The organism is Bacillus sp. FSL R5-0447, assembly GCF_038606125.1.
Lineage (GTDB): Bacteria > Bacillota > Bacilli > Bacillales > Bacillaceae > Bacillus > Bacillus velezensis.
Genome location: NZ_CP152012.1, coordinates 1,179,715 through 1,193,722, shown reverse-complemented (window position 1 = coordinate 1,193,722; position 14,008 = coordinate 1,179,715). Strand labels below are relative to the sequence as shown.

Below are 14,008 nucleotides of genomic sequence, written 5' to 3'. Positions count from 1 at the left end.
GCCGTATGAATTTTTACGTCAATCAGTCGATCCATATCAATTACATGCGTGTAGAATCTGTCAGCAATTCCTCCATACTGCAAATCGGAAGCGCCGGTTCAATTAAATCTCTTTCCAATCTGTACAACACAGGGAGTTATGTTGAGCCGGCGCCGCCTGTCACCGCGGGGCAGCAGACTGTAACAACAGGGGGAGGTCCCGGCACCTCATCATTTGTACCGCTCCAGCCGCCAAGCCGGTAGTTTTAATGAAGGAAACGAGACGCGAGGTGAATGTCATGTATGATCAATCCGTTTCATCCTACCTGCAGAATTTAAATTCTTTCGTCCAGCAGCAGGCGCAGCAGATTCAGGAGCTCGAACGGCAGCTGAAAGAATTCCAAAATGAAATTTCAACGCTGAAGCAGCAGCCTTCTACAAGAATCGATCGGCTCGAGTATAAATTTGATCAGCTGAAAATTGAACGGCTGGAAGGAACGCTGAATATCGGATTGAATCCGACTGATCCGAATGCCGTGCAAAACTTCGAAGTCGGCCAGACATCTCCGCAGGTCGGAGTGATGCAGCAGGAACAGGCGGGCCAGCAAATGCAGCAAATCCGCCAAAACGTCGATATGTACCTGAATGAAGAAATCCCCGCGCTTTTAGAGCAGCTCGAAACTCAGTATGAGAGCAGGCTGGACGAAGCGAACAAATATCATATTATTGAAGATATCAGAAAGCAGATGGACAGCCGGATTCAGTATTATCTGTCCCATGTCCCGAAAGAAGAAAATACGGCGCCCGCGCAATATGCCGAGCAGATTGCCGAACATGTGAAGCGTGATATTGTCAGGGCCGTCGAGCACTTTATTAAGCACATACCTGGTGAAATGAAAGGTGATGATCCGTCATGATTTTTACAGTGATTAACCGGAATATTGAAGTCGGCGACATCCGGTCTACCGGTGTATCCAGTTCTTCCTTATTATTAATCGGCGACACCGATTCCGTCTATCTGTCTTCCATCTTTGACACGCCTCCGGAATCTCTTATTATCGGGCCTTATGTGCCGCTGGCGCCGGAATAATGTTAAAGCGCATTTCACGCCTCCGGAACGCCAAAATCAATTCAGTCGGGATTGCGAGTGTCTTTCAAGCAGGCGATACGAATGAAATCAATATGCGGGTCAAAGTATTGGCCGATCAGCGTAGTCTTGCTGTATACAGAGATGATGAAGGCTCATTTAACAAAAAAGAATACCAGATCTTTCGGCAGCCGGCCGTCATGCCGTTACCGGAAACGGGAGTCCAAAGCGCATTCTGCCATGAAAACCCTTCAATTCGGGTAAGGAATGTGAAAGTTCAAGGGGTATCGTCAGCGTCCGTGGTTCAAATCGGATCGACGTCGATCGTTCTGGGAGATTCGCGGCTGAAACATATTAGGCAGATCTTCACATCAAGCTCACAATCACAGCAGCCCTGACATATAATGACGGTGAGACTTCTATAAAGGGTGTCGTTTATGCCAGCAATTACCGGACCTATAGCTATCAATTCCATATCGGGCGGAGTCGTAAACTTTGGTGATTCCTTTTACCTTTCTCCAAAAAGCTCTTCTAAATCTGCGCTCGGTTCGGGAGCAGGCAATACCGGAGATTTCCTGTTATTAAACAACGTTGTCAATGCGACAAACTATATAGACCCCGATGTCAGCGATCAAAATGTGGTCGGAAACGCCTAAAAAGCAGCCGCTCTTTCAGAAGAGGGCTGCTTTTGGTTCAGCATTATTTTCGTTCATTTGCTTTTTTTGTTTTTACAAGCTTTTCTGGCGGCTGTTTTCTGATCCATTTCACAAACCTCGCGAGTTTCGGGTCACGCCGCAGCTCTTCTATTCCCGCGAGCCTTGCCGCAAGCTCCTGATTCGTATAGAGCGCGTGAACCTGTTTATGACAAGGGATGCAGAGCATTGCGGTCGGAAGGAATGTCCCGCCTTCTTCCTTAGGCGTTAAGTGGTGCTCCGTCAGCCGCACATGATGGCGGCCGCATAATTCACATGTGCCCTCGGCAGAATCGGCCATGATTCCTTCTCCTTTCTACATGATCTCCAATGTGACCCGGGTGCCTTTCCCGCCCGGTTCGGATGGATGAACGATTAATTTTTTCGGCAGACGCGCTCTCAGCTCCTGCACATGGCTGATCACTCCGACGGATAAGTTGTCCGATTGCAGCTTTTCGAGCGCTGTGACAACGGTGTCTAAGAGCCCTTGGTCAAGAGTCCCGAATCCTTCATCTAAGAAAAAGAATTGCAGCGGGTATTGCCCCCGCAGCTGAATCTGGGCGGACAAGGCAAGCGCAAGCGACAGCGAGGTCAGAAACGTCTCTCCGCCGGAAAGGCTTGATACGGGCCGTTTGACGCCTCCGTTCGCGTCATCACGCATGACGAAACCGCCTTCTGAATCGACTAATATGGCATACCGCTGCCTTGTCAAAGCTCCGAGACGGGCAGAGGCGTCCCGAGCCACGCTTTCCAGCTGTTCTTCCGCTAAAAATTCGACGAATGTATTGCCTTTACATACAGACTGGAGCTTATCAAGCCTGTCAATCTGTGTCTGCCAGCTTTTCAATTCGGCTTCAATCTCTTTAAAGCGCTTATGCTGTTTTTGCATAACCGCGAAGGCTTTTGCCTGTGCTCCTTTTTCCTCCATGGCGGCGCCTGACTCAGCCTCTGCCTGCTTCAGCAGAGAAACGGATGCTGTCCATTCTTCCTCCGATATCCGGCGCTCGGCTAATTTATCAGTAACACGGCTGATATTTGCCGATAGCTGTTTTGAGGTGTCCAGGAACTCATCTATTTCTTTTTTCATTTCCTCTGCACGCCCTTGCGGAAGCAGACTTTTTTTGACTTGGTCCGGCTCGGCAAACCCGGTGTCTTTTGACCTCACGCGCCAGTCGTTTTGTGCTTTCTCAAGGGAGGTCTCAGCATCCCTGAGTGACATGAGACTCCCTGATTCCCGGCCTTTTGCGTCATTCAGTGATTGCTGCGCCTGCTTCAGCGCGTCGAATAGGGACTGTTCTTTCGATTTTAACAGCTGTAATTCCTGCCGCACCGCTTCAAGCTTTGCGGAAATTGATGTTTCTTCAGCTGCTGTTCCGAGCTCTTGTTCATATCCGTCAATCACCTGCTGCAGGCGCTCAGACGCATAGTGAAGCTCGAGCCGTTCCCGTTCAAGCCGATGCTTCATCTCCTGCAGGCGTTCTTTCTCCTCTTCATGTTCCTTGAGGAATGCGATGCTTGTTTCAATGCGCTTCTCACATTCTTCTGCCTGTCTGTCCTTCTCATCTATCGAAGCCTGCCAGGCGTCAATCCGGTTTGGCGGAATATCACCGCAGACTTCGTTGTACTGATTCAATCGGCTTTCTGACAGCGATTCAAGCTCTTCTAATGAATGTCTGAGACGGCCGGCTTCTTTTTCCTCGTAGCGGATTCGTTCGGCCAGCTGCTCAGCTTGTTTCACCGTCTGCTGATGCGCGCTGATCAGTCTTGTGGCCTTCTCTTTTACCGACAGCATATCCTGTTTCATTTGTTTCCATTCCAAGCGGACGGCGCTGAACGCTTCATCAAGCGGGCGTCCGCTGATGGAGGAAGCGGCTTCCAGCTCCGGAACCCGGACGCTTTGCAGAAACGGACATTCTTCGGTAAAACGCCCCGACTGCTCTTCTAATGCAACCTTGGCTGTCAGCACCTCCTGAGAAAGAGCCGCCGCCTCAGAAAGCAGCGCTTCAACCTGCTGCAGCTGTTCCTGTACAGCCGTATCAGGCGAGAATGTTTCATGAGCGGAACGCGGGCGGTCATGCTGCGTCGAGCCGCATACAGGACAAGGCTTTCCCTCGATTAGTTTTTCCGATAATTCTTTTGTTAATGCAGCCGTTCTCGCTTCCTCTGAGCGCCTGCGGAGATCGGCTTGCGTTTTGTCAGCCCGTTCGGCTGCGGCTTTCAGTGAACGTTCCGTTTCACAGACCATATGGTAAACGGTTTGAAGCGTTTGATAAGCGTGCGTAATATCTTCCTCTTCCGTTTTCGCTTTCGCTGTGAGCGACTCGCTTTCTCCGTTCAGCTTCTCCACGTTTTTCAGCTGCGTTGTCAGATTGGCCCGTTCTTTCGTGATTTGTTCCTGTGTCTGCTGAAAGCCTGCCGCCAGCTGTGCGGCGGTCTGGCATTTTTTCCGTTCATCGGCGGTCACTTGAACTGCTTTCAGCTCTTCTTTCAGCTCATTCTGCCTGTTTTGGCCGCGGGTCAGGCGGTCTTTCACTCCGGCCAGCTGTTTCGAGGCGGCTTCGTATTCTTCCTCTTTTTTGCTGTGTTCCGCATTTGTTTTTTCCGCTTCTTTTTTCGCTTCAAGCAGTTTTTGTTCAATGGCTGAAAGTCTTTGATACAACTCTTCTTCCTTGACAAGCTTCGGCTCCTGTTCGGCCTTATGGGCCCGCCATGCTTCATAGGCTTCATTTTGCCGGGTAAATGAAACAGTTTCCGCCTCTGATTTCCGTTTGGCCAGTTCGTGTTCCTGTTCGGCGCGCTGCTTCCGGCGGACGGCTTCTGTGTAACGGTCTGCGTACGGCTCAAGGGCGAGAGCTGTTTCCGCCTCTTTAAGACGCTCAGTCAAATCCGTGATGTACGGGCGTCTTTCCTCAAGCTTTTTCTCCCGGCGCTCATATTCATCTCTTTCTGTCTGCAGGTTCCAAATTTCCTGGTGATTCTCAAAGCGCTCTTTTGCCCGGACCCGTTTCTTCTCAGCTTCTTCAAGCCGTTCGTTCGCTTCGTGAAACTGCTGTTCAGCCTGCTTCAGCGCATCTTCTCCTGCGTCTCCGAGGCCGGATTGTTCGGCCAGCATTTCATTTTTTTTCGCTGCCGCTTCCTGTGCCCGCCGCCGCAATTTTTTGACAAGCCTGTCCCCGTACTGTTCCAGATTAAACAGGCGCTGGAGCATATGTCTTCTTTCCGCGCCTTTAAGCGACAGAAACTCGGCAAACTTTCCTTGCGGCAGCACGACGGCTCTTGTAAAGTCGTCAATGGTCAGGCCAAGAAGCTCCTCTACCTTTTTGTTCACTTCATTCGCTTTATCGGCCAGCACCGTTTGTTCGTCTTTGATTTCAATCAGGCGGCAGAGGGCGGTTTTTACTTTCGTTTCATCCGTTCTCTTAAAAACGCGCTCGACCTTGTAGGAAACCCGGTGGCCGGATTGAAGCGCGAATGTAAATGAGACGGCGAGCTGATCTTCGGCATGATTCAGGATGCCGTGCGTATTATTTGCGGCGCGCTCCACTTTCCCGTATAAAGCGAGTGTCATGGCATCAAGGATCGACGATTTTCCGCTTCCGGTCGGCCCGAAAATCCCGAACACCCCGGCTCCTGACAGTCCGGCAAAATCAATGGTCTGTTCCTCCCTGAAGCTGTGGAGCCCTTTTATCGTTAACAGAATCGGCTTCATGTCGCATCCTCCTCATCATCTGCTGACGCAAGCTCTAAAAACAGCTTGACCATCTCCTCATCCGGCACGCCGCCGCCCGTTTGTTTTTCATAAAACTTCTTAAATCGATCCTCAATTGATGTGTGTTTCACTTCAATCCGGTCATTTTCGGTCTCTTTTTGTTCAAAAACCGGCCTGATATGGATAAAGCCGGGATGCGCCTTTCTCAGCCGATGAATTTCCTCGAGAGAAAGCTGATCCGTCAAATGGATATCAAGATCGATCCAGGCATTCCGGTCACGCCCTTCATCGAGCCAGCCGTGAACCTCGCTCAGCCCCTGCGCTTTCCATTTGACGAGCGGTTTACCGGAAGACAGGAAAATCTCTTCCCACTTCGCTTCTCCGCCGGGCTTCGCTTCTACCACCGTCACCGATTTGGCATAACCGGCTTCCGAAAAGCTGTATGCGAGCGGAGAGCCTGAATAACGGGCAGCCGTCTTGGCGCGCTTGATCGTTTGCGGACGGTGGAGATGGCCGAGAGCCACGTAAGCCGCATCAGCCGGCAGGCTGTCAGCGGCAACTGTGTAAGCGCCCCCGACTTCAATCGGACGCTCTGAATCGGTCTGGTTTCCCCCCGCGACATAAATGTGGCTCGCCGCGATTTTCACGGCATCGTTCCGGCACAGTCCGCACATGTGAGCAAACGCCTCTCTGATTTTGACATCGTAATGATCGCGAAGAAGCTTTTCCTCAAACGTATCAGAAAGCACTTCGTTTAATCTCGCCTCTGACGGATATGCCAGCGCGGCTACGGCTAACAGCTCGTCCGCCGACGGCACCTCAATATGCACGGGTTCTGTCCGCGGATAGCCGATTAAATGAATGCCGCGCTCATTTGTTAACGGAGAAGCCGCCGCCAGCCTGTCGGGATTGTCATGGTTTCCGGCAATGACGACAACCGGGCGCTTTCCGCCGTCAGAAAGCGCGGAAAGACTTTCGTAATACAATTGTTCAGCGAGCGCAGGCGGGTTGACCGTATCAAATACATCCCCCGCCATAATGACCGCATCAATATTTTCTTCCTTGACAATGGTATTCAGCTCTTCCAATACCTCGGCCTGCTCGCTCAGCCGGCTTCTGCCTTCCAGCGTTTTGCCGAGGTGCCAGTCAGCTGTATGTAAAATGCGCATACCGCATTCACCTCACTTTTTGATAGAAAAAAAGATCCGCTCCAAAAAGGAGCTTCGGATCTTGTTACAGTGTAAGAACGTGACCTCCATCGAAGAAATAGAGCGCACGCCCTTTCACTTTCGTTTTTGTAATTTGTTCAACCGCTTTTGTATACAATTCGATTTGTGTTTCATACCTTTTTTGCAGAATCGGAGCCGCGCCTTCAAATCCGTTCCGGAATTTCCCCTCTATCCGATCTGTTTTATAGTCCAGCAAATAGAGACCGTCCGCAGTTTCGTAGAGGCAGTCAATAATCCCCTGCACGAGCAGCGGTTCACCGGCTGTTTCGGCATCCTTGTACACCTCGCCGGCCGGAAGCGCCATACTGAACGGCACTTCCCGGTCAATACGCAGCGCCCCGAGAAGGTCTTTCCCGATTTCAGTTCCGAAAAACTGGACAATTTCTTCTATATCAATAGCTTCCTGCTGTTCTTCTGTCAGCAGCTCTTTTTCGTAAAGCATCCGGACCGTCCGCTCCGCTTCTTCGGCAGTCGGAACGTGCGTCAGCGGTATGTGCTGCATCACCGTATGCATCGCCGTCCCTTTTTCGGCGGCTGTCAGCCCTTTTTTCATCATAAAACCGGGACGCCTGTATAAAAGCGTGTCTCCTGACGGTTTGATGAGAGAGCGGCCGCTGTATTCATCCTCGTATTCTTGCTTTCTCTTCAGCTCAGAAACTGACTGCTTCGTTCTGATAGCCGTCAGCTCTCGGTACGGATATTCCCATTCAAGCAGACGGCGCGCCTGATCATCAAATGAAAACGAATCAGGAATCGGCTCGCCCTGCTGAATCGCTTTGAGACGTTTGCTCTTTTCTTCAGCACGTTCTTTCGGATTCTCTTCCAGCAATTCACTTTGCTGCAGCATCCGGATGTGAAAACGCGACGGGTCGCGCGCGATATCCTCAGATGAGGAAAGTCCCGGCGTCCTGTGCGCCTCCATGTCACGGTGGCGGATGAGCGCCGGCCCGATAAAGTCCAAATAAGATGACGCCTGATAGCGGTCGAATTCAGAAAGAAGCCAATCGGGCCGGTCTGCTTGCGCCTGCCATTTGGCCAGCTGTTTTTCCCGGTTTTTGCAGGAACCGACGAGAAACAGCTTTTCCTTCGCTCTGGTCAGCGCCACATACAATACGCGCAATTCTTCGGATAAGAGCTCTCTGCGCATCTTTTTCTTCATCGCCACAAGCGGAAGAGTCGGATAGCTGATTCTGAGTTCCGGATGAATATACTTCGTGCCGAAACCGAGCTCTTTATCAAGCAGGTATGATTTGTTGAGATCCATCATATTAAAACTTCTGCCGAGTCCGGCGGTGAAAACGACGGGGAATTCAAGTCCTTTGCTGCTGTGGATCGTCATCAGCCGAACGACATCCTCCTGCTCGCTGAGCGCCCGGGCCGTCCCCAAATCATCGCCGCGCTCCTGCATCCGTTCAATGAACCGCAAAAAGCGGAATAACCCGCGGAACGCCGTCGCTTCGTACGAGCGCGCCCGGTCATACAAGACGCGCAGATTGGCCTGGCGCTGCTTTCCGCCAGGCATGCCGCCTGCATAGTCAAAATATCCGGTATCGCGGTATACTTCCCAAATCAGCTCAGACACCGAATGATTCGTCGAAAATGACCGCCACTTTTGCAGACTGTCATAAAAGGTTCTCAGTTTTTGATACAGTTCATCATGTCTGTCAGCGTTCGCTATATATGCTTTCAGCGCTTCATAAAACGGCGCTTTTTTCTTTTCAAGACGTATCAGCGCAAGTTCATTTTCGTCACAGCCGACGATGGGCGAGCGCAGCACGGAAGCAAGCGGAATATCCTGATACGGATTATCAATCACCTTCAAGACTGAAAGCGCCGCAGCCACCTCCACGGCTTCAAAGTAACCCGACGTCAAATTGGCGTACACCGGAATGCCCTGGTTTTTCAGCTCTTCCATTAATTGCGGCGCCCACGGCATGGAGCGCAGCAAAATTACGATATCCCGGTACTGGATATTCCGGTGTGTTTTTGTTTTGCCGTCATATACCTTAAACGGAGATGAGACAAGCTTTCGGATCTCCCCGGCTATCGCTTTCGCTTCCCAATGCACGGTTTCAAAGTCTTCGGCATCCTCGGAGCTGTCTGCGCCATCAGCGCTGTCAATGAGCAGCAGTTCCGTTTTTGCCGCGTCATTCGGCGGATACGATGCGCCGATCTTCAATGCCGCCTGTTCATCGTAATCCACTTCGCCGATTTTTCCGCCCATCAGCTGCTTAAACAAGAAATTCGTACTGTCCAAAATATCGGAGCGGCTGCGGAAATTTTGGTTCAGGTCAATTTTCTGCCCCGTGCCTGCCCCGTTTTCTGTAAACCTTTTATATTTCCCGAGAAACAGCAGCGGCTCAGCAAGTCTGAAACGGTAGATCGATTGTTTGACGTCGCCTACCATAAACAGATTTCCCGCCTCTTCATTCCCGCTTTTAACAAGCTGCAGGATAGACTCTTGCACAAGATTCGTATCTTGATATTCATCAACCAGAACTTCATGGAACTGGTCTTGATAATAAACGGCCGCTTCGCTCGGCACCCGCCGGCCTTCTTCATCAACCGCAGTTAAAATCGCCAGGCAGTAATGTTCCAAATCTGAGAAATCAATAATTGATTTTTCTTGTTTCGCCGCTTCAAATCGTTTTCCGTATGATATCACGAGCTGAACGAGCGTTTCGATGACAGGCTTCATATCTTTTAAACTCTTTAAGTGATCTTGCGGACTTCTTGTAAAGTAATCGGTCTTTACCTTTTCGATCAGTTTCTTCGCGCCGTTTCGCAAATCGGTCGCTTCGTCCAAAAGCGCTTTGTCAAATTCATCGCCCTTTACCGCCTTCGCCCGCTTAAAGGAGACTGCGGGAACCCGTTCATACAGCGCATCGAAGTCATGCCGGCAGCTGATCAGCTCTTCTATCTGCTGAAGGTCATCCAGAAAATTATCAGCGCGCGGGGCCGGCCCGCCGGGCGCTTTTGTCAGTTCAAGCGCCTTCTCAAGCTTTTGTTTTGCCCCGAAGAGCGCCATTTCAGCATCTTCTTTCACATACTGGTAAAACGGAAGCTCTTCCATTTTGCTTTCTTCCGTCACGTCATACAGGCGGACAAAGCTTTGCAGCCACGCTTCCGGGTCAGGATGCGACCGGGAATACTCGTACACCCGTTTGACAAGGTCTTGAAGATCAAGATCATGCCTGTCTGTCGTATATCTGTCCGCAAGCTCAAAAAACGCCTGATTCCCTTTTGCGTATTCATCTTCAAACAGCTCATCAAGCACTTCGTCTCCGAGCAATTCGCCTTCCGTCTGGTCAGCCATCCGAAAACCGGGGTCAAGATCAATCATATAATAATATTTTTTAAGCACTTGCAGACAGAAAGAGTGAAGCGTCGAAATGCTCGCCCGATTTAATAGAGAGAGCTGCCGTCTGATATGCAGAGATCCCGGATTTTTGGCGAGCTCTTTTTCTAATGCTTCCGCGATCCGATGCTTCATCTCCGCTGCTGAGGCGTTTGTAAAGGTCACCACAAGGAGCCGGTCAACATCAACCGGATCTTCCTCCGCGGTTATCTTTCTGATCATCCGTTCCACGAGCACGGCCGTTTTACCTGATCCGGCTGCGGCAGCGACCAAAATATCGCGGCCGGAAGAAACGATGGCGCTCCATTGGTCATCCGTCCATATGCTGTCTTTCGGTTTAGGAATTTGCATCATCATCCGCCTCCTTCTTCAGCCAATCCAGTATGGTGCCGTCTTTTTCCGCTTTCAGGCTGCGGTATTCATTTTCCTTAAGTGACTCATCAAACTGGCATACCGACTTAAACGCACAGTACGTACAAGGCGTCTTATCTTTCAGCTTATACGGGGTAATGGACACAAGCCCGTCCGTTATCGCTTCGCCAGCCTGTTCAAATGTCCGCCGCACATGGTCTGTCAGCAGATGAAAGTCCTGTTCGCTGACCGCGGCTGAGTCGGATCTTAAAGACCCGTCCTTTTTCAAACCGGCATTGATGATATTTGAACGCCCTTCCTCCAAGGTCGTGTCCATCAGACTGATCGCCTCCCGGTCACCGAGGAGAAGGCCTTTCATTTTAAATTTCTTGAAAATTTCCTGCTCGATTTCATCAAGCCCCATCGGCAGACTGGCCTGAATCATCGGATCGTGAATATGGAAATACAAAACGCCTGCCGGTGTCGCTTTCATGCCGAGCCAATCCGCGGAATGTGTAATCGATAAGTCAAGATATGTGAGCATTTGCAGAGCGAGCCCGTAATACACCTCAGCCAGATCAAGCCCCCTGTCGCTTGATTTATAATCAACGATTCTCAGCAGCAGGCCTTTTGAACTTTCCGCTTTATCCACGCGGTCGATCCGTCCGACGAGTTCCATCGTACAGCCGTTTTTCAGCGTGAAAGTGAGCGGAGGCAGCGGCCCGCTTCCGCCGAAACCGAGTTCAAGACCGACCGGGACGAAACCGCTCGCCTTCGCATGCTCGCTTAATATGCCTGAAACACGCGTGACGATCTTCTGCAGTTTTTCCTTCACATAAAAGTGTCTGTTTGAGCTGAGCAGAATCTCTTTTTGCAGCTTTGGCGCAAGCCGTTCCACCGCTTCATAGGAGAAATTCCGGCATTGATCTTTCGTCAGATCGCGCCATTCCAGCTTCTGCTCACGAAGCCGGTCTGAAATCAGCTTCAGGCTGGAGTGAAACAGCTGGCCGATATCCGGCGCGTCCAGCTTGAAAAACTGCCGCTCTTTTAATTGAAGCCCGTGAGATGCAAAATGAGAAAACTGGCAGGCATTAAACGCCTCCATCCGGGAGACGCTTCCTTTAATATGCTCGCCGTAAAGCTGGCGCGAAACAGGCCGTTCAAGACGCTTCGCCTCATTGCGGAAAAACAAGCTTGAAAACAGCTTTTTCGCACGCCGGTGATCAGACTCTTTCATCAGCACATTGTATGCGCTCCACCATACGTCACTGATCTCGTACTCTCTTGTCCACAGCCTGAGCTGACTTGCCGTATATGTCTGAGCCACCTGTTTATTGACGAGATACTGAAGCTGCTCTTCTTCGCTTACCTGCTCGGGATCAGCCGCTGACAGCTTTTCCTGATGATCGGGAAACAGCTCGCCAAGCCGGTTTACAACGATTGACGGCAGGAGCGTTTTTCCTTCCGCATCAGCAATCGGGTATGACACATAAAGACGGTCAGACGGACTCGACAGCGCCATATAGATGAGAAAATGCTCATCAAGCAGCCGCTCACGCCCCGCGGAAGACAGCTCCACTCCGACTGCTTTCAGCCACTCCCGGTCATCATCAGACAGCACGCCGTTTTCATCCGGGCGCGCCGGAAGAACGCCGTCATTGACCCCGATGACGAATGTGCAGGACGTGCCGTACATTCTTGAGAGGTCCATATTCCCTACAAATACTTGGTCAAGCGCAGGCGGAATTAAAGAAAAATGAAGCGATTCCGTTCCCGTTTCAAGCATTTGCTGGAACAGTGCCAAAGATATTTCATCTTCACCCATCATGCCGGCAAACTCCTCGAGAAGCTGGATAACGGCATCCCACGCCTGGCCGTGCTGCTGCGCATCGATCATGTTTCCGGTCTCTTCGGCCCGCTGCCTTTTCCGGTCCAGCTTCAGGGGAACATCGGTATCTTCCAAAAAGAGATAAAGAGCCTCCGCCATGCTTTGAACCGTTTTCGCTTTTTTCATCCGGTTTTGAAGCCGGACAAGGGGCGCGGCTATCCACTCTCTCGTCTCGTTCAGCATGTGTTCCATCTCTATTTCCTGATCCGTCTGCGCGAAATCCTCATCGAGCGATACGAAGCGCCTGTATACAAACCGCTCGCCGCTCGTCCAGCGCTCCCCTTTAATGCCGTAGGCGATACAGTAATTTTCAAGCTGATCGACCTGCTCTCTTATTTTCTGCTCCGGCTGATCAAGCGGGAATAACAGTTCGGTTTTCGCACAGCGGAACACCGCTTCATATCTCCAGTTCCCCTTCACGACATCCAGGCTTGAACGGATGAATTCAATAAGCGGGTGATGCTGCATAGAAGCTTTTCCGTCAATAAAATAAGGAAGCCCGTAATCGGCAAACACTTCCTTCAGCAAATCTTTATAATCTTCCGGCTGACGGATGAGAATCGCCATATCTTTGTACCGGTATCCTCCGTCCCGGACAAGTGATTGAATTTCCCGGGCAATACCTTCAAGCTCAGCTCTTCTGTTTTGCGCCTGCATGACGGTAAAAGCTTCCTGTCCGCCGGTATACGCCGCGGCGGGACGCACATCGTACTGCGACTCTATACAGGCAAGCTCCGGCGCATGCTGATGCCGCTTCGTGCCATGCAGTTCCTTGCAGGAAATATCGGCATTCAATTCCTTTGCCGTCTGATAAAGCTTATAGTATGTGCTTCCCGTCATTCTGAACAGATCGAGCTCATCCGGTGCCTGTTCCGCCGAAGGGCTGTCCGCCGTCAGCGAGAATGTGACATGTTCAGCATGCATGATCAGCTGCTCCAGCACCCTTAATTCCTGCGGCGTAAATTGATAGAATCCGTCGACGTAAACACGGGCGCCTTTTACAACGTCCGCCAAAGGAATCTGCTGAGCGAGCAGCGTCAAATAATCCTCTGAATGCAAATAGTGTCCGGCGAGGCTTCTTTCCATCTGCTGATATAAAATGCCTAAATCATGAAGTTTTTCAGACAGCATCCGCTCTCCGCGATATTCTGACGCCGTTCCGCTTTCCGCCATGCGGCGGACGTCTTCAGGCTCAATACAGTACCGCTTAAACTCTGTCAGCATCCGTTCCACCTGCTCAGTGAACCCGGTTTTGTCACTCGCTTTTTGATACACTTTAAACTCGTGCTTATGTTCTTCAATCAATTTCCTTAAAAGCATCTGCACACCCGTCGTCGTCACAAACGGGCGGTTCATGCCCCCGGTATGCTGAAGCACGCGCCACGCCAAACGCGAAAAACTGAACACTTGAGCGCGTATCATGCCGCCGATATCCGGCGTTTTAGCAAGCTCATATTCCATTAAAAACGTCATTTGATCCGGGACTAGAAAAATGATCGGTTTCCCGAACGGCTCCCGGCGCAGTTCATCTTGAATGCTGTCGATAATCAGCCTCGTTTTCCCACTCCCCGATCTGCCTACTAAAAACTCAACACCCAATTAGAAGACCCCTCTCTTTTTATCTTTCTACATTTTATCGAAAGTTGACGAAAATGACCAATCTCATCTGCTGGTAAAAACGGGATGACTGTTTTAAAACATATCGTTTTTGACCAA

At 50.8% G+C, this 14,008-nt stretch carries 10 protein-coding genes; 5 read left to right on the top strand and 5 right to left on the bottom strand.

Annotation, left to right across the window (positions count from 1 at the left end; translation table 11 throughout):
• Positions 1–5 precede the first annotated feature (5 nt).
• From NYE68_RS06185 to NYE68_RS06165, 5 genes are read left to right on the top strand one after another with little or no spacing between them, the layout of a single operon-like run.
• Complete coding sequence (locus NYE68_RS06185) at positions 6–242, top strand: spore germination protein GerPB (protein WP_007409164.1); 237 nt, start codon at positions 6–8, stop codon at positions 240–242.
• Positions 243–277: 35 nt separating this feature from the next.
• Positions 278–895, top strand: coding sequence for a spore germination protein GerPC (locus NYE68_RS06180; protein ID WP_060562129.1), 618 nt, complete (start codon positions 278–280; stop codon positions 893–895).
• Positions 892–1,068: a hypothetical protein gene (locus NYE68_RS06175; RefSeq protein ID WP_003155141.1), complete on the top strand. Its 177-nt coding sequence runs from the start codon at positions 892–894 to the stop codon at positions 1,066–1,068. Before NYE68_RS06180 ends, NYE68_RS06175 begins: the two co-directional genes overlap by 4 nt.
• Entirely contained in the window at positions 1,068–1,463 is a 396-nt protein-coding gene (locus NYE68_RS06170) for a spore germination protein GerPE (protein WP_014417372.1), read from the top strand. The genes NYE68_RS06175 and NYE68_RS06170 overlap by 1 nt, the downstream gene beginning before the upstream one ends.
• Positions 1,464–1,502: 39 nt before the next feature.
• On the top strand, positions 1,503–1,721 hold the full coding sequence (locus NYE68_RS06165; protein WP_003155143.1) for a spore germination protein: 219 nt from the start codon (positions 1,503–1,505) through the stop codon (positions 1,719–1,721).
• 43 nt (positions 1,722–1,764) lie between these two features.
• On the opposite strand, the gene NYE68_RS06160 is transcribed toward NYE68_RS06165, so the two are convergent.
• From NYE68_RS06160 to addB, 5 genes are all read right to left on the bottom strand, one after another.
• The gene (locus NYE68_RS06160) at positions 1,765–2,058 is read right to left on the bottom strand and encodes a hypothetical protein (RefSeq protein ID WP_003155144.1); all 294 of its coding nucleotides are present in this window, start codon (positions 2,056–2,058) and stop codon (positions 1,765–1,767) included.
• A 15-nt stretch (positions 2,059–2,073) separates the two neighbouring features.
• Positions 2,074–5,466: an exonuclease subunit SbcC gene (gene sbcC, locus NYE68_RS06155; protein WP_327935067.1), complete on the bottom strand. Its 3,393-nt coding sequence runs from the start codon at positions 5,464–5,466 to the stop codon at positions 2,074–2,076.
• The gene (gene sbcD, locus NYE68_RS06150; RefSeq protein ID WP_015417180.1) at positions 5,463–6,635 is read right to left on the bottom strand and encodes an exonuclease subunit SbcD; all 1,173 of its coding nucleotides are present in this window, start codon (positions 6,633–6,635) and stop codon (positions 5,463–5,465) included. Before sbcD ends, sbcC begins: the two co-directional genes overlap by 4 nt.
• Before the next feature lie 64 nt (positions 6,636–6,699).
• Positions 6,700–10,404, bottom strand: a complete 3,705-nt coding sequence (gene addA / locus NYE68_RS06145; RefSeq protein WP_053573573.1) for a helicase-exonuclease AddAB subunit AddA — start codon at positions 10,402–10,404, stop codon at positions 6,700–6,702.
• Positions 10,391–13,891, bottom strand: a complete 3,501-nt coding sequence (addB, locus tag NYE68_RS06140; RefSeq protein ID WP_053573545.1) for a helicase-exonuclease AddAB subunit AddB — start codon at positions 13,889–13,891, stop codon at positions 10,391–10,393. Before addB ends, addA begins: the two co-directional genes overlap by 14 nt.
• Between the last annotated feature and the right edge of the window lie 117 nt (positions 13,892–14,008).